A 17,323-nucleotide genomic window follows, 5' to 3' on the forward strand; every position below is an offset into this window, starting at 1 on the left:
AGCAGGGCTTGCCTCAGACCACGGGAACATACTCAAACCAAAGCTGATCACGCGGAAAATATAAGGCTGCTCGGGCGGCAGCGCCATCAAAGGCGCGTAATTTTTCACAATACCGCTCTAACTGTGGCCTGTAGCGCGACATCATCCGCTGACCAAAGGCTTCTGCCGACTCGTCGGCAGCCGGTCGACTTGTCTTGAAATCAACGACCAACCAGCCAGTCTCGTCTCTGATCGCATAGTCGAGCACCGATATCTGTCCGCTATCATCGAGCAAGGCCCACTCACGTCGAGCCTGTGCTTGGTTCAGCAACCATCGGCCACGATCGCTTTCAAGCATGGCGACGAGCGTATCGAACACCTCTTGGGTCGCATCCTTGCACGTCTGTCCGACCAAACCCATTTGCATGAACTGACGGGCAATGCGGTCACGCTGCTTTTCCAAGCGTTCAGGCGACCAACTCGCGGCCCCCTGTTCACCTATGTGCGCCAACCAACCATGTACCAGCACTCCAATCAGGCGCTCATCGTTTGCTTGCGCCCTCCACGTGTAAGACATCCTTGTTTGAATTGAATCCTGAGCGTGAGTCGATTCAAATTGCCGAGGCTTGCGATGTTGAAGGCGCATCAAACGTGGCACTGAAAAAGCCGGGACATTCTGCTGGAGAGTAGAAGGTAACTGAACATGAGGCGGCAATTCTGGCATCTTGATATGAAGAGACAAACGCTCTAGTAGGCTGCCAGCCCGGGCAGCCAGATATTCTCCCGTCTCGGGGTCTCGCTGCAGTTCTGCGACAAGATGCAGGCTTTGTTGGGCGCGCGTAGCCGCCACATACAACAATCGGTCTACTTCAAACGCACTGCGACGCTTGTCGCGCTGGGCAAGATATTTAGAGATTTCATCCTGTTCCTTGAGCGCACGTGCCTTGATCGGTCCAAGCATCACCTTGTCCGCGACCTGTTCGATTCGAACCAAGGGGGCGCGATCCGCAACCGGCGCATGATGCAAACCAAAAAGAATGACAGACTCAAACTGCAAACCCTTGGCCTTGTGCATGGTCATGACCTCAACGCTGCGCGCACCCGACTCGGGCGAAGCAAACAATCGCGTCAGCCTTGCGTCCAGGATATCCACATCGAGCCCACCATACGGCGCGATTTTTTCAATCAGCGCGAACACACTTTCAGCATCTTGCAAATCAGTCGCCGTGCGCGCCAGTGCAACGCCACCCAGCAACCGCCAGACACGCTCGACTCTCGCCGCCAAGGGGAGAAGATCATCCTCAACCAGCGCCTGGAGTAAAACGGGGGCGACTGCACAGAGCCGCTGATGTTCGTCCGGGGCAAGCAAGCGTTGCGCCTGGCTGATAGATTCCGGCCCCGTTGCGCGCAAAGCCTGTTCAAGCAGTGTTGGAATCGTACTGATACGATCCATGCCAAACAAAACATGCAGACTCTCCAGACGCAGACCGCAGTATGGCGAACGCAAGACGGATAGCCATGCCGCCCGATCCCCAGGATGGGCCAAGGCACGAATAATTTGCACCAGGTCGACAACGTACGCGCGCAAGTGCAGCGGCACTAATTCAACCGCTCGACACGCGATCCCCTCTTGTGCGAGCAATTGAGTCACGTCTTTCAAATGAGAACGCGCGCGAACCAAGATTGCGACAGGATGTTCCGCGTCGGGAAACGCAGCCAAAGCCTCCTTGACCAAAGTCAACACAACATCTCGAGCACGCTGACCCGACTCAGGGCACACACCATGAAAGCGTACGGCTGGAGTCAAGGTCGCTTCTTTGAAGGCAGTCGAATGTGCGTAAGCGATCGCCCCCGCAGCCGGGTCATCTTGCGCTGGAAACAGCGATGAAAAAGTCTGGTTGACCCATTCAACAATTCCGCTTTGTGAACGGAAATTATCCGTCAAGGTCAGGCACTCTGGTCGGACCGACCCCAAACCCTCGTCTCTGACGCGGAGAAACAACACGACATCCGCTTTACGAAAACGATAGATCGACTGCATGGGATCGCCAACCAAAAACAAGGTCCGACCATCTCCCTCTTGCCAGCCGGCAGTGATTTTTTCAATCAAGGAAATCTGCGATTGACTGGTATCTTGAAACTCATCGATCAACAAATGACGGATATTGGCATCGAGTTTGAGCAAGAGTTCAGTCGGCTCCTCAACACGCCCAAGCGCTTGGTCCGCGCGGCGGGCGATTTCAATAAAGTCGACCTCCCCGACCTCCATAAATCTCAACATCAACTGTGCAGCAGCTGTTCGCAAACAACTGAGTTGCGCTTGCAGAATTTCCCACTGCTCCTGTGAAAAGACGGGCTGGGGCATTTCTATGATCGACTGCAGTCTCACTACCCATGGCGCGAGCTGTTCAGACTCGTGACTGCGCAGCCATTCAAGCAACTTATCTTTATGCGGCGTTTTAGGCAGAAAGCCCTGATTTTTATTGACAGTCTTTCTCAAACTTCCAGCACTCGTCAGCAAAAGAGCAGCAAGCCCTTTCCAGCAATCAAGCGCGTCTGCCTCAGTTTCAAAAACCTCGCCATCCCAATCCAACAATGCCACGATTGGATGCGATGGGTCCGATTGAGACAGTACCTCTGCCGCAGCATGCGCAATCGGCGCCAACTGCTGCGCCCAACCAACCGGCATCAACGCACGCAAGCCCCTCAGATCCTGGCGAACGGCATCATTGAAGTTCTCTTCAAGAACATGACGATCGTCACCCTCGGATAAAAGTGGCAGCCATTGATCCCGCTGCGCCAGCATATCCGCCAGCGCTTCACATGTTTGCGCTACGTCCAGATCCATATGTTCAAGCAGACGCGTGACCGGGGCAGACTCTCCCACCATTTCAAGCGTCAGACGTGCTGCCTCGAGATAATGCATGCGGGCGTCATCAACGAGCTTTGGCACCCCCCCCATCGAAGAAAGCCAGGGCATATTCCTGACCAGCGAAGCACAAAACGCATCGATCGTGCGTATGGAAAGACGAGCGGGATGCTCTAGCAAAGCCCAGCCAAACTCGCGGTCACGCTCGAGCGCAGCACGACCCAGTGTCCAGCTTTTAAGCGCATGCGCGGTATCTGGCGGTGAGGGATCTTGTGCGCGCCGCAGTTTCTCAAGCACGCGTTCGTGCATCTCTGCTGCGGCTTTTCGCGTAAAGGTAATGGCAACAATCTCTTCGGGGCGCGCGACAGTCGCAAGCAGAGCCAGGATACGATCAGTGAGCAATTCCGTTTTACCCGAGCCTGCGGGCGCTTGCACCAAAAAGGAATGCCTCGGATCGGTGGCGCGCAGCCGAACAGCCCAGTCGCTCGGTTGCTTAGTTGACATCGCCTTCCCCTGCTAACCGATCACCCTCAATATCCGCGATCTCTTCAAGCGTTTGTTGGTCATCGTCATAAAATCTCAGCAAAGCAGGTACATCGCAAAACTGCATATCGGTACGAGACCATGATTGATTGCTCGCCCGCCCCGAAGTGAATTCGCCAATCAGCGCATAGACCACATCCTTTAGTCTTTGCATGGTCACTGACCAGTCAGCATCCTGATAATTGGCTTTCTCAAAAAGGGTTGGTCCCTCTAATCCAATATCCTGACGTAACAAACCGACTGGAGGTTGCCCGCTTGCGTGCAATCGCACCAACACCAAACCGGCAATGCTGTCTAATACGCCCTCTTGAGCCAAAACGGCAGCATAAGCGGGCAACTGCAAGTGCACAGGGCGCTCGCGCTGCCAATCCGTGACGACCGCAGGAAGCTTGCCTCCGCCTTTGTAATCAATCACAACCCTGCTGCCGTCATCGAGCTGATCCATTCGATCCAGACGTACGCTGAGGGTGAGCCCATCTGTCACAATCGCGTGCCTTTCCTCGACCTGCGCAGCCACAAATGGCTCTCTTTCGCATTCGAGAATCAGCCAGGCACTGACAATCCTGAAGGCACGCTTTTCCTCGAGCGCCCGCAATGCCGGGTTGAAATCAATAAGCTCCAGATCCGAAGCATGGCGAATCGCTGCGCCTAGGATGTCCTCAAGTTCACCAGACGCCATCGCTCGCTGACACGCTTGCTGCGAGCCCAAGGTTTTCCAAACAGCTTCCATGACCGCGTGCAAAAACATACCGCGTGCAGAAGCCGGGGCAAGATCCGAATAGGCAGGCAGACCGTAGGCACCCAAGCGGTAACGCATAAACGCCCAGAGAGGGTTACGCGCCTGCGTTTCAAGCAGAGCAATACCGCCCTTCACATTTTCCTCGGCGCGCAAAACCGGTGCCTGCTCATCCTGAACAAACTCGACAGGTTCGCTCTGCGGCACCTCGTTAAAAGTCAAAGAATCGGCTGGAGTCACTTCAATATGCTGCATGAGCGGAGAAGGTCTAAGTCCACGCTCACCCTCGTGCTTGGCCGAGCTCAACACAACAGAGGGTGCGAGTGCGCAAAGCTGGCTAAACATGTGAGCGGCCCACTCTCTTTCGCGCTCGGGTGTGGCGCGCGGAGCCCCGACGCGTCTTAGCTCAGATAACGGAACGAAGGGATTCGGTTTTGCAATCGCTGGAAAAACCTCGTCGGTTAGTCCCAACACCCACACACCATCCCACTGCCCCCCCTCCGCTTCGAGCATGCCCAGCACATCCAGGCGCGCACTGACATCACGCTGAGGCTGAAAGGGTGTGCTACGAGCCAATCTTCCCAACACATTCAACGCCTCAGACGCCGATAACTGCTCCAAAAGCGGAGACAGAGAATCAAAATGCTCAAAAAGTTGATCAAGGGCCTCAAGCACTTGATAAACCGTCGAGCTCTGTTTGGTACGTCCGGGAAAGCCAAGTGTGGACAGTGTTTGTCTAAAGGCTGAGGACCAAAAACGAACAGAGCCATGACGCGGCAATTCAGTCCATGCCTGCCAAGCCAGATGCCACGCTGGAGAAAGCTGTTTAAGTGACTCGATTTTTTTTGACCAGCCCGTCACACTGAGCTCGCTCACTTGGTGATGACGCCACCCTGCATCGATATTCGCGCGCTCACCCTGCTCGGCAAGATCGCCCGCGCAATAGCCCGCCAAAAGAGCCGTGCCCAACTCACTGGCACGCACCTTGCGTTGCTCTTTGAAAAGAACAAAAGTGCGCAACCACGCCAACATCGCACGCGCGGCTTGCCACTCAGATAATGGACGCGCAACGGCCACGTTATAAGAGAAAGTGTGCGTGCCATCAGGATCGGCATCGCTCTCATCACTCAACACTCTGTCCAAGGTGCGGCGAGCAAATGCGACCTCTGCCTCAAGGCTGACCGCCACAATGGCGAAGCGCCCCTCTGGCTGTGCCGCTAAATTTGCGCGTGCCCAGCGGGCTGCAGCCAACCATTCATGTTGCGCAGTGTCGAGCAACATGCGGGATAGTTTCGTTTGTGACAAGGCCTCCTGTTCCAAGACCGAAATCGACACACCACGCTCCTCAAGTGCGTCGAACAACTCGGACATTCTAGGAGTGATTTCAGAAAAACCGGCAAGCAGTAGTTCCGATTTGACCGGCAATCCTGATCGCACAAGTTCGATCAGGCGTTCGATCGCACGATTCGGGTCAAGGGCATCGAGGCGTTCAAGCGCGTCCCTGTAATGTTCTCTCCACAGCATGAAGTGCTGGTATTCTTCAGTGGTTGACGAGGAATCAACCTCGATTTTCCACTCGTCAATGAGTCTGTCTGCCTGCTGTGCCGCGGCGGCTGCCTGCTGAGTATCGAGCAGCGGAGCCTGCGCCTCCAATGTTTGAATGACACGCCCCCAAAGAAGCTGTGAACCAAAAGTATCGAGCAGGACCTGATGCGTGGGCAGGGAGTCGTGAAATCCAGCCAGCACAAGCTGTTGTGACACCCAACCCGACCAGGGCACAATCTGAGGCATCTCACCAACCGAGCACAGCGCCCGGGTTTGCTGTGCGTACTCTTGAACCAGCCGCCTGGCCAGGCGGTTATTGACCGTGAGAACAGTCACCCCACCAGCCGGTCGTTGTGTCAATGTGACGAAAGAGACTCGGGGTCGTTCATCAAGAGTGGTCATGAATCCAGGCTTTTAGATTTAAAAGCCGCACATCGATGCAACGGCCTCCCAGCTGACTCGCATCGCTGGCGTCAGATAGCCCATGAAACCCACGGCGAGTACCACGACAAACGCCACGGCAAGCGAGACACGCAGCCATTTGTTGCGCCGCTGCGGAGGCTGGGACAATGGGCTCTGAGACGTCTGTGTGCTCATCATGCGCTCGCTTGTGGACTCGCCATGCCGGGCAGCTTGATGGCGATGGGTTTTTCTCGAACGGGCAGGCAGAGCGCGGCTGCGACAAGTGACAGAGCAATCGCCATCCACCAGACCAGATCATAGCTACCTGTAGTGGACTGTACCTTGCCACCCAGCCAAACACCAATAAAACTGCCTAGCTGATGCCCCAGAAACACCATGCCTGAGAGTGTCGCAGCGAAACGTAAACCATAAATTTGCGCAATCAGACCCTGAGTCAGTGGTACGGTACCCAGCCAAAATACCCCCATCCAGGCGGCGAATACATACAGGACCAACGGCGTCGTTGGCATCAACAAAATCCAGATGAGTCCGACCGAGCGCATGGCGTAAATACCCGCCAGTAAATTCTTTTTACTGTAGATACCACCTAGCTTGCCAGCCGTAAAGGAGCCGAATACGTTGAATAACCCGATCAAGCCAATCGCAATGGCTCCCGTACCGGCGTTGAGTCCCTTATCAACCACAAAAGCCGGTAGATGAAGGGTAATAAAGGCCGTGTGAAACCCGCATACAAAGTAACCCCAAAACAAAAAGTGAAAGGTCGGATGATGTAAGGCTTGCGAGATCGCTGAAAGCATGGATTGTTGCGGGCCCGACGTCGCACTTGGTTTGCCGCGTAAAAACCAAACGAGTGGCAGCGTCGCGGCGAAAACGGCCGACATGACCCAGTAAGCGCCTGTCCAGTCGAGCGTGTCGATCAACACTTGACCAGCAGGCACGACGAGGAACTGACCAAGGGAGCCGCCTGCACTCGCAATGCCCATAGCCGTACTGCGATGCGCCAGAGGCACTGTGCGGGCGATCACGGGCAGAACCACCGCAAAGGTTGTTCCAGCCTGTCCCAAACCAATGAATACACCTGCAGCGAGATAAAACTCCATCTCGCTACTCGCCAAGCGAGTCCCCACTAAACCCAAGGCGTAAAAGACAATCGACAATGCGATGGTGCGGCCTGATCCGTAACGATCCGCCATCATGCCCGCACCAATCGCACCAAAGCCCCACACCAGGTTTTGTACGGCAAACGCGAGCGAAAATACTTCGCGTCCCCAACCTCGCTCAAGACCCATCGGCTGGATGAACAAACCAATCGTGGCGCGGATGCCCATGGCCAACAGCACGATAAACGTGCCAATCAAGATCGTTCGGAAAGCCAGCGGATTGTCCAGAAGCTTTCCGGGGTCTGTGGCTGTGCTGTGCGTTTGCGTCATGAAAGACTCAGGCAAAAGAAAGTGAGTAGTTTGGCGCCGCCGAGACGAATCGAACGTCCGACTCCCTTCTTAGGAGGAAGGTACTCTATCCACTGAGTTACGGCGGCGTATTTGCTAGTTTAGCAAGTATGCGGGTGTCGCACTGCGCAGGCCCTTAACCTCGCGGATGATGCTGCGCGTGCAGGCTTTTCAGGCGCTCGCGCGCCACATGAGTATAGATTTGGGTGGTCGAAATATCAGCATGACCAAGAAGCATTTGAACCACCCGCAGATCTGCGCCGTGGTTGAGTAAATGGGTAGCAAACGCGTGACGCAGCACGTGGGGCGACAAGGGTGCACGCACACCCGCAAGTACAGCATATTTTTTAATCAGCAACCAAAATGACTGTCTGGTCATGGGAGTGCCACGGGCGGTCACGAACATGGCGGGGCTCGTGCGTGGCCCGAGCAAGACGGGCCTTGCTTCTTGCATGTAGGTTGCAATCCAATGTGCCGCCTCGGCCCCAAGTGGAACCAGGCGATCCTTTCCACCCTTGCCTTGAACCACCCGGATCACGGCGTCGGACATGCTGATTTCTAACACACCAATGTTGACAAGTTCGGATACCCGCAAACCTGTTGCATATAAGACCTCGAGCATGGCGCGATCGCGCAAGCCTCGCGGAGTATGCACAGGAGGCTGCTTGAGCAGTGCCTCGACCTGAGCTTCAGATAAGGTCTTGGGGATGCGCAAAGGCTGTCGCGCAGCCGTCAACTGCAGGCAAGGATCGGCCGATACACGCTGGTGACGAATCGCCCAGAGATAATAGCGCCTGAGCGTCGCCAATCTCCGGTTCGCGGTGCTGGGCTTGGTCTGGGCATGCAGCGCGGCAAACCATGATTCGATGTCGGTGTGCGTGGCCGCATCGATTTCGATGCCTCGTTCGGCACGCAGCCATTGCTCAAAAGCGCACAAATCACGTCGATATGCCGAAAGTGTATTGGCGGCCAATCCGTCTTCGAGCCAGACGGCATCGATGAAGGCACTGACTGCGCTTGATTCCTGAACACTCATGAAAAGGCAACAACGCGATAAGAGAAAATAATAGTAGCATTGGCCACCCATGCAGTTTACGGATTGCCATTCGTTTATTTGCGAGAAAGTTCACCACACATGTCCACGCCAGTTTTGAAATCAATTTCTCTAAATTTGCCTGACGAAGCCCAAACCAACAGGCTGGGGCAATCTCTTGCCCGGCTGGCAGCCGACCTGCGTGCAAGCCCGTCTGGATACGTTCCCGGACCCTTGGCTGGAGGACGTATTCATTTGCAAGGAGACCTGGGAGCAGGAAAGACTTCCTTAGCCAGGGCTTTTTTACGACAGTGTGGCGTTTCCGGTCGAATTAAGAGTCCAAGCTACGCACTACTTGAATCTTATGAAGTTTCTAACTTATACTTGTATCATCTTGATTTCTATAGATTTAGCGATCCAGCAGAATGGCTAGAGGCAGGGTTCAGGGATTTACTCAACGATCAGGCGCTTGTATTGATTGAATGGCCTGAGCGGGCAGGTGATTTATTAGGACATCCGGATCTGCTTATTCAGCTGGCTTATGCGGAGCATGGTCGGATCGCAACACTCAGTGCATATACAGTTAAAGGGCTTCAATGGATCGACGCTTTACCTCAGACAATGATGGACGCTCAGCCGGACTGAAAGCGCCTGCTCGTCGTCGTCTGTTGGGCGCCGCCACACTTTTACTTTTACCTGTTTTCCCAAACGTCGCGATGGCAGCAAAGCTGCTCGCGGTGCGTACGTGGCCGGCCGAAGATTACACGCGTGTCACGCTCGAGCTCGACAGCGAATTGCGTGCGGAACACTTCACACTGGAAAATCCTCATCGACTAGTGATGGATATTCAGGGCATGGAGATGAGTCCCGCCCTGAACGAATTGGTCCGCAAAGTCCGGCCCGATGACCCATACATTAGCTCACTGCGGGTTGCGCAGAATCGAGCTAACGTCATTCGCATCGTCTTTGACTTGAAACAGGCCATCGCGCCTCAGGTTTTTACACTCAAACCTGTCGGGGACTACAAGTTCCGCTTGGTGCTTGATCTCTACCCAAAAGTCGCGCAGGATCCTCTGGCTGCCTTGCTCAAAAAAATGCCTCAGAAAAAGCTGGATGAAGATCCGCTTGCGCGTGTGCTAAGCGATATCAGTAAAAATCCCAAAGGCACGGGCATGACAGCGATGCCAGTCATCCCGAATTCAGTTGCGCCCCCAGTTGGCTCAAGCGCGCCAAGTCCGAGTCCCAGCCCGACACCATTGGGTCGTCGTCGCATGGTAACGATCGCGATTGATGCCGGACATGGCGGTGAAGATCCTGGCGCAATTGGTAAAGGTGGCACGCGTGAGAAAGATGTCGTTCTGGCGATCGCGCAAAAACTCAAAGCCCGAATTGACGCCACGCCCGGGATGCGCGCCTACCTGACTCGTGACGGCGACTATTTTGTGCCTCTGCATGTGCGCGTGGAAAAAGCGCGACGCGTCAAAGCAGACCTATTTGTCTCTGTTCACGCAGACGCCTTTCCCCGACCCACAGCTGGGGGCAGCTCCGTGTATGTCCTGTCTGAACGTGGCGCTTCCAGCACCGCGGCAAAGTGGCTGGCTGAAAAAGAAAACTCAGCGGATCTGATTGGCGGTCTCAATATTCAGGCACAAAACAAACAAGTCGCGAAAATCTTGCTCGACCTGTCAACCTCAGCTCAGATCAAAGACTCGACCCAACTGGCCTCGACCATGCTGGATCAACTACGCGGGATCTATCGCCTGCATAAACCTCAAGTTGAGAATGCCGGTTTCGCTGTGTTGCGCGCACCTGACATGCCTTCTGTTTTGGTTGAAACTGCTTTTATCAGCAACCCAACCGAAGAACAAATGCTAAGAAGCCCGCAAACCCAAGAGCGCTTCGCGATGGCCATGCACACGGGGATTCAGCAGTTTTTCAGAGCCAATCCCCATCTGGCACACGTCGGTTAAGTCAACAATACGAACATCTGCCCGGACAAGCCTCTAGAATAGAGGTTCTCTTTTGTTCGTGTGCATTATGTCGATCCGTCGCCCCATCTGTGCCCTACCCGACCTGCTTGTGAGTCAAATCGCAGCGGGCGAGGTCATCGAACGCCCCGCTTCCGTGCTCAAAGAGCTGGTGGAAAACGCCGTGGACGCGGGTGCGCAAACTGTTGAAATTCGCCTCGAAGCAGGCGGTATCCGACGCATCGCCGTCATCGATGATGGTAATGGTATAGCCAAAGATGAGCTCGCCTTGGCGCTTACTCGCCACGCCACTAGCAAAATCAGTTCACTCGAAGAACTGGAGTCGGTGCATTCAATGGGTTTTCGCGGTGAAGCGCTCGCTTCGATTGCAGCCGTCTCACAGCTCACATTAATCTCTCGTCCGAAAGAAGCCGAGCATGCTTGGTGTCTGGAGCCGGGCGCTGACAAACCGACCGCAGCCTCCGGCGCTCTGGGCACAACAGTCGATGTGAAGTATTTGTTTGACCGCGTGCCTGCAAGGCGTAAATTTTTACGTGCCGAAGCGACTGAATTCGGTCATTGCATCGATGCGATCGAACGTATCGCCCTCGCCTTTCCGGAAGTTGGATTCAGAGTCTTTCATAATGACCGCGCGGTCCGACAATGGCTCCCCACCTCCGCCCTGAAACGCATCAGCGATGTGCTCGGCCCTGAATTCAACGAACACGGCATTGAAGTCAACGCCCAGGCAGGCTTGATCTCGCTGATGGGCGTTGTCACGCGGCCAACTGCTGCAAGAGCCCGTGCGGATCGTCAGTTCTTATTCGTCAACGGTCGCCACGTGCGTGATCGTACGGTCTCGCACGCATTGCGCAGCGCGTATGCCGATGTATTGCATGGCGACCGCCAGCCCGCTTATGTTTTATTTTTACAAGTCGAGCCTACCGCAGTCGACGTCAACGTGCACCCGGCCAAACACGAAGTTCGGTTTCGAGACTCTGGTGCCGTCCATCGTTTTGTTCAACAGACAGTCACTCAGGCACTCGCCGGCGTTGCGGGCGCGCAGCAAGTCTCGGCAGGCGTTCTCGAAACAGTCACAGATTCGGCACTGCCCCCCCAAGCCTCTTACATTACGTCCGATTTTCCAGTTTCACCTCGGCAAACCTCCGTCCAGCAGTCCTTTACATTACGTGAGACAGGTGCGCCCAATTCCTCCATATCGGCCCAAGCCTGGAAGACGCTCTACGCTCCGCTCGAGGAGCCAGTCCCCGACTGGCCGTTGGGGCGCGCATTGGCCCAAGTGCACGGTATTTATATCCTCGCGCAAACCAGCTCTGGTCTCGCCTTGATCGACATGCACGCCGCCCACGAGCGCGTCGTCTACGAACAACTGAAACACGCTCTGGACGCACAGTCACTGCCTCAACAAACATTGCTTGTGCCTGTTGTATTTCGAGTCACTGAAAAAGAACTCGCTCTTGTTCAAGAGTATGAAGAGACAATCAACAAACTGGGCTTTGAAATGGCTGCCGTGGGTCCTCAAGCGATGGCACTGCGCGCTGTCCCGGCGATGCTCGTACGCGGCGATCTCGAGGCGCTTGCAAGAGGTATTCTTCGCGACCTTGAGCAGATCGGCGCCAGCCAGCTGCTCACAGAACAACGCAACACGCTGCTCGCCACGATGGCCTGTCACGGTGCTGTGCGCGCCAATCGACAACTGACAATTGAAGAAATGAACGCACTACTGCGCCAAATGGAACAAACTGAACGGGCGGACCAGTGCAATCATGGTCGACCAACCTGGATTCACTGGAGCGTGTCGGATTTGGACAAGTTGTTTCTACGCGGCCAATGACAACGCTCTCTGCTCCTGAGATATCGTCACACGCACCGTCACTATTGTGCATTGCCGGCCCGACAGCCAGTGGCAAGAGCGCGATAGCCCGTGCGATCGCCCAAAAATGGCCCTGTGAAATCATCAATGTGGATTCAGCCACGATTTATCGCGGCATGGATATCGGGACTGCAAAACCATCTGGTGAAGAGCGTGCCTCAATCCCCCACCATCTTTTAGATATTCTCGATCCACTCGAGTCCTACTCGGCTGCAGCGTTTAGAAGCGATGCCCTTGACTGCGTGGCTCAAATCCGTGCACGCGGGCGTATCCCGATACTAGTTGGTGGCACGATGCTTTATTTCAAAGCCTTACGCGAGGGACTACATGATCTGCCCACAGCCGATCCTGAAATCAGAAAAGAACTCGAAGCGCAGGCGGCAAAAATCGGCTGGCCCGCCATGCATGCCCAATTACATGCGGTCGATCCAGCAACCGCCATTCGACTCTCACCAAACGACAGTCAACGTATTCAACGTGCCCTAGAAATCTGGCGGATCAGTGGCAAACCCATGTCAGTACTTCTGAACGCTTCCGAGCAAACTGATCAGCCTCTTCAAACGATCACAATGAGTCTGGAGCCAGTCGAGCGCCGTCACTTGCACCAGCGTATTGCTGAGCGTTTTGATGACATGTTGAAACAGGGTTTCCTTCACGAGGTCGAGGCTCTGCACGCTCGGGGTGATTTACACACAAACTTGCCCTCGATTCGGTGCGTAGGCTATAGACAATTGTGGTCCATGCTGGAAGGAGAAGTCACACCCGCCCTGGCAAGAGAACAAGCGATCGCTGCCACCAGACAGCTCGCTAAAAGGCAACTGACTTGGTTAAGGAGTCTGCCCAACCGCCTAACCGTCAAGGCCGATGCGCCCGGGGCATGCGAACACGCTTTATCAATCGTCGGTCAGCTGATTGATGACCGGACGATTGTTTCCTGATTCATCACTGTCAGAAAAATTACAGAACAACTGTTTGCGCATCGGTTTGCGCGCACTCTGCGATTTCGCCAAGCTGATAAACCGTCTCACCTTGCGCCCGCAACGCCTCGCTTATGACTTGCGCTTGTCCAGCAGGTACGACTGCCACCATACCAATGCCGCAATTGAATACCCGATACATTTCAGCATCCGCCACACCACCTTGTTGTTGTAACCAGCTAAACAACTTTGGCATCTGCCAGGCATCGCGGTGCAGGCGCGCCTGCAAGCCCGGCTGCAGAATGCGCGGAACATTATCGACTAAGCCACCACCGGTGATATGGGCCAAGCCTTTGATTTGCTTGCCAAAATCCTTTAATACCGCCAACACCGGCTTGACATACAAATGGGTGGGCGCCATGACCACGTCGCCCAAGGGCTGGCCATGAAAGTCCTGCTCGGGACGGGCGTTCGCACGCTGCAAGATCTTACGCAGCAAAGAGTAACCGTTGGAGTGCGCACCACTTGATGCCAGTCCCAACACCACATCTCCGGGCTGGATGGATTTGCCATCAATCAACGCAGACTTTTCAGCCGCGCCAACGGCAAAACCTGCCAAATCGTATTCGCCGTCTGGATACATGCCGGGCATTTCAGCCGTCTCACCACCAATCAACGCGCAGCCAGAGAGCTCACACCCCTTGGCGATCCCGCCCACGACCTGCGCGGCAACATCCACCGACAACTTGCCGCAGGCGAAATAATCCAGGAAAAAGAGGGGTTCGGCACCCTGAACGAGAATGTCATTGACACTCATGGCCACCAAATCAATACCAACCGTGTCATGACGTTGCCAGTCAAAGGCCAGTTTGAGCTTGGTGCCAACGCCATCTGTACCAGAGACCAGTACAGGCTCTTTGTAGCGCTTAGGCACCTCGAAAAGCGCGCCAAAGCCACCGATACCGGCCAGAACGCCCTCGCGCATCGTGCGTGCCGCCAAGGGTTTAATACGGTCAACAAGGGCGTCGCCCGCATCGATATCGACGCCAGCGTCGCGGTAAGTGAGGGGTGCTTGAGGTTGAGTCATGGGAAAAAGCCGTGGTTGTGTGACAATTGTGGACTTTCGTCCGTATTTTTACTAATTTTACGATGAGTCGATGAGTCGACAGTTACTTCTAGAAATCACCCCCACCCAAAGTCCTAGTTTGGACAACACCGTGGCGGGCGCAAATGCCGCGGCAATCGATGCGGCAAAGGGCTTGTCACCGGGGCGTGCGTTGTATTTATGGGGACCGCCCGGCTGTGGGCGCAGCCACCTTCTTCATGCCATCATAAAAGACAAACAGGCATATTTCTTCGACCTGAACACCCCAGCCGATGAAATCATGTTGCTTGCCACGCGGCCACTGGACCCGATCGACCCTCTCCGGCAAGCCGAATTCGTCGCGGTCGACGACATTCAGGAAATGAGCGCCGATCAACAGGGGGCAGTGTTTGCCCTGTACAATCATTGGCGCGAACTCGGTGCGACGCAACACGCTTTTGGACTCGTTGTCGCGGGCGATCGTGCGCCGATGATGATGCCCTTGCGCGAAGATTTGCGCACCCGTCTGGGCTGGGACCTGGTATTTCGCCTCGAACCCCTGTCGGATGCGGAAAAGCGCGAAGCCCTGACGGCTTACGCTTTCAGACGCGGACTGCCGTTATCCGAAGAGGTCCTTGACTGGATGTTGACGTATTACACACGAGACATTCGGCAACTTTTCGCACTTGTGGACGCATTGGACCGATATTCACTCTCCAAACACCGAAACGTCACCGTGCCGCTTGTTCGCCAAATGCTGACAGACCGAGAATTCTTACAATCATGACTTCCAGACGACTTGCACTTTTTGATCTTGACCACACACTGCTGCCGCTTGACAGTGACTATCAATGGGCCGTCTTTATGGCTCAATCCGGTCGTGCGGGCGATCCCGTCGAAGCCTTGCGCCGTAACGAAGAACTGATGGACCGCTACAACGCGGGTGAATTGACCGCCGAACAGGCCGCCGAATTCATGCTGGGTTTACTTGCCGCCCATCCTCCGCATTTGCTCGCTGCCTGGCATGAGGAGTTCATGCAAAAGGTGATTCGACCCGCCATGACAAAGCAGGCGATCGACCTCGTCCAACAGCATCTGGCAGCAGGGGATCTCTGCGCGGTCGTGACAGCCACCAATAGTTTTGTGACAGCTCCGATCGCGCGAGCCTTTGGCGTCCCCACTCTGATCGCGACCGATCCCGAATATATCGCAGGTCGTTACACAGGAAAAATTTTAGGCACGCCCAGTTTCAAACATGGCAAAGTCCTGCGGGTGAACAGCTGGCTCGAAGGCTTAAGCAAGCGACTGCACGATTTCGACGAGTCTTATTTTTACAGTGACTCGATCAACGATCTACCCTTGCTTGAGGTCGTCACGCATCCAATCGTGACCAACCCGAGCGAGAGTCTGCTGGCAGTTGCACAACAGCGCAAATGGCCGGTTTTGAATCTTTTTAACAAGCTAGACGACGATAAATCCTGATGCTTACAGACACCATTAAACGCTTTGTTGGCCGACTGTTAGGCCAGAAATCACAGGGTTTAAAGCGAATCAGTAAAGACAAGCACGGCATTGATCGCCGCTTTGTCTCACGCCATGCCATCAAAGTCTGCGAAGTCTTGCAGCACGAAGGCTATCAAGCCTATATCGTTGGAGGTGCCGTCCGGGATTTGATCGTTGGACTCGAGCCCAAAGACTTTGATGTGGCGACCAATGCCACTCCCGAGCAAATCCGTCCGCTGTTCAGGCGTGCGCGGATTATCGGCAGACGCTTTCAGCTTGTCCACGTCGTGTTTGGTCAGGAGATTATTGAAACCTCCACCTTCAGGGCGCCGGCTTCCGAATCGCAATCAACCGACGGGCATGGTCGAATTTTGCGGGACAATGAGTTCGGCACCCATGCGCAAGACGCCGCGCGTCGTGACTTCACGATCAATGCCCTTTACTACGATCCCACGACCGAAGAAGTCATCGACTATCACAATGGCGTCGACGACCTGAAACATCGCATCGTGCGAATGATTGGCGATCCTCGGACACGCTACCGCGAAGACCCTGTGCGGATGCTCCGTGCCGTGCGATTCGCCGTCAAGTTGAAGGGGAAAATTGAGCCTGATACTAAAGAACCGCTTTCTTCGATGGCCAACCTCATCGAGAACGTCCCCGCTTCCCGCTTGTTCGATGAAATGCTCAAACTGCTGACCTGTGGTCAGGCGATGGAGTGCCTGACGCAATTACGACAGGACGGTTTGCATCAAGGCATTTTGCCCTTGCTCGATGTCGTGCTCGAACAACCCGGCGGCGAGGCCTTCATTGAGTTGGCGTTGGACCGTACCGATCACCGTGTTCGCAGCGGAAAAACCGTCAGCCCAAGCTTTTTATTCGCGGCGCTTCTTTGGCATCAAGTCGATATCAGATGGAAAAAGCGGGTGGCCGCAGGCGAGCCTTCGATTCAGGCGCTGATGGAGGCTGCTGACTCCGTGCTCGACGAGCAGACAGAGAAACTCGCCATCCAGAAACGCTTTAGTGCCGACATGCGTGAAATCTGGTTCATGCAGCCCCGTTTTGAAAAGCGTCTGCCGAAATCGATCTGGCGAATGTTTGAACAACCACGTTTTAGAGCAGCTGTTGATTTTCTTCAGTTGCGCGCGGCTGCCCATCAGTTTGACAGTGTATTAGCACAGTGGTGGATGGATCTGGCGAATGCCGATGAGGAAGGTCGCCGAGACATGCTCGAAGAGCTAAGCAAGCTGCCCCGTGAGTCAAGCGCAACAGGTCCTCGCGCGAGAAGTCGTCGTCGCAAACGCAGTTCTGGCTCTGGTGGCGGGAATACGGCAGGCAAAGAGCGCTCCTCTTCCTCTGATGCGCACTCAGACAACTAAATG

13 protein-coding genes and 1 tRNA gene are annotated in these 17,323 nt (G+C 55.0%); 7 read left to right on the forward strand and 7 right to left on the reverse strand.

The annotated features are described in order from the left end of the window. Window positions 1-13 precede the first annotated feature (13 nt). The 6 genes from QWY27_RS04605 to xerD form a co-directional block, all read right to left on the reverse strand. The gene (locus QWY27_RS04605; RefSeq protein WP_290195180.1) at window positions 14-3,352 is read right to left on the reverse strand and encodes a UvrD-helicase domain-containing protein; all 3,339 of its coding nucleotides are present in this window, start codon (window positions 3,350-3,352) and stop codon (window positions 14-16) included. Continuing rightward, a complete protein-coding gene (locus tag QWY27_RS04610; protein WP_290195182.1) occupies window positions 3,342-6,074 on the reverse strand; it encodes a PD-(D/E)XK nuclease family protein in 2,733 nt (910 codons plus the stop codon). Before QWY27_RS04610 ends, QWY27_RS04605 begins: the two co-directional genes overlap by 11 nt. A gap of 18 nt (window positions 6,075-6,092) precedes the next feature. Continuing rightward, window positions 6,093-6,272 carry a hypothetical protein gene (locus QWY27_RS04615; protein ID WP_290195184.1) on the reverse strand — a complete coding sequence of 60 codons (180 nt, stop codon included), beginning with the start codon at window positions 6,270-6,272 and terminating at the stop codon, window positions 6,093-6,095. Then, window positions 6,269-7,525: an MFS transporter gene (locus QWY27_RS04620; RefSeq protein ID WP_290195185.1), complete on the reverse strand. Its 1,257-nt coding sequence runs from the start codon at window positions 7,523-7,525 to the stop codon at window positions 6,269-6,271. Before QWY27_RS04620 ends, QWY27_RS04615 begins: the two co-directional genes overlap by 4 nt. Before the next feature lie 31 nt (window positions 7,526-7,556). Further along, window positions 7,557-7,632 (reverse strand) — tRNA-Arg (locus QWY27_RS04625). A 47-nt stretch (window positions 7,633-7,679) separates the two neighbouring features. Beyond that, window positions 7,680-8,579 carry a site-specific tyrosine recombinase XerD gene (gene xerD, locus QWY27_RS04630; RefSeq protein WP_290195187.1) on the reverse strand — a complete coding sequence of 300 codons (900 nt, stop codon included), beginning with the start codon at window positions 8,577-8,579 and terminating at the stop codon, window positions 7,680-7,682. 99 nt (window positions 8,580-8,678) lie between these two features. On the opposite strand from xerD, the gene tsaE reads away from it, so the two are divergent. The 4 genes from tsaE to miaA all read left to right on the forward strand — a co-directional run bounded on the left by tsaE (window position 8,679) and on the right by miaA (window position 13,375). Then, complete coding sequence (gene tsaE, locus QWY27_RS04635) at window positions 8,679-9,221, forward strand: tRNA (adenosine(37)-N6)-threonylcarbamoyltransferase complex ATPase subunit type 1 TsaE (RefSeq protein WP_290195189.1); 543 nt, start codon at window positions 8,679-8,681, stop codon at window positions 9,219-9,221. Further along, on the forward strand, window positions 9,173-10,546 hold the full coding sequence (locus QWY27_RS04640) for an N-acetylmuramoyl-L-alanine amidase (protein WP_290195191.1): 1,374 nt from the start codon (window positions 9,173-9,175) through the stop codon (window positions 10,544-10,546). Before tsaE ends, QWY27_RS04640 begins: the two co-directional genes overlap by 49 nt. Window positions 10,547-10,613: 67 nt before the next feature. Further along, the gene (gene mutL, locus QWY27_RS04645) at window positions 10,614-12,398 is read left to right on the forward strand and encodes a DNA mismatch repair endonuclease MutL (RefSeq protein WP_290195193.1); all 1,785 of its coding nucleotides are present in this window, start codon (window positions 10,614-10,616) and stop codon (window positions 12,396-12,398) included. Beyond that, window positions 12,395-13,375: a tRNA (adenosine(37)-N6)-dimethylallyltransferase MiaA gene (miaA, locus tag QWY27_RS04650; protein ID WP_290195195.1), complete on the forward strand. Its 981-nt coding sequence runs from the start codon at window positions 12,395-12,397 to the stop codon at window positions 13,373-13,375. Before mutL ends, miaA begins: the two co-directional genes overlap by 4 nt. A gap of 19 nt (window positions 13,376-13,394) precedes the next feature. On the opposite strand, the gene purM is transcribed toward miaA, so the two are convergent. Continuing rightward, window positions 13,395-14,441: a phosphoribosylformylglycinamidine cyclo-ligase gene (gene purM, locus QWY27_RS04655; protein ID WP_290195197.1), complete on the reverse strand. Its 1,047-nt coding sequence runs from the start codon at window positions 14,439-14,441 to the stop codon at window positions 13,395-13,397. Between the two features lie 70 nt (window positions 14,442-14,511). Here purM and hda point away from each other — a divergent pair, with 70 nt between their 5' ends. The 3 genes from hda to pcnB are packed head-to-tail and all read left to right on the forward strand — an operon-like array spanning window position 14,512 to window position 17,320. Next, window positions 14,512-15,225 (forward strand): DnaA regulatory inactivator Hda, encoded by a 714-nt coding sequence (gene hda, locus QWY27_RS04660; RefSeq protein ID WP_290195199.1) that lies wholly within the window; start codon window positions 14,512-14,514, stop codon window positions 15,223-15,225. Further along, on the forward strand, window positions 15,222-15,920 hold the full coding sequence (locus tag QWY27_RS04665; RefSeq protein WP_290195201.1) for an HAD family hydrolase: 699 nt from the start codon (window positions 15,222-15,224) through the stop codon (window positions 15,918-15,920). The genes hda and QWY27_RS04665 overlap by 4 nt, the downstream gene beginning before the upstream one ends. Beyond that, complete coding sequence (gene pcnB / locus QWY27_RS04670) at window positions 15,920-17,320, forward strand: polynucleotide adenylyltransferase PcnB (RefSeq protein WP_290195203.1); 1,401 nt, start codon at window positions 15,920-15,922, stop codon at window positions 17,318-17,320. The genes QWY27_RS04665 and pcnB overlap by 1 nt, the downstream gene beginning before the upstream one ends. The last annotated feature ends 3 nt before the right edge of the window (window positions 17,321-17,323 follow it).

Origin of the sequence: Zwartia vadi (assembly GCF_030410375.1) — a bacterium.
Taxonomy (GTDB): Bacteria; Pseudomonadota; Gammaproteobacteria; order Burkholderiales; family Burkholderiaceae_B; genus Zwartia; species Zwartia vadi.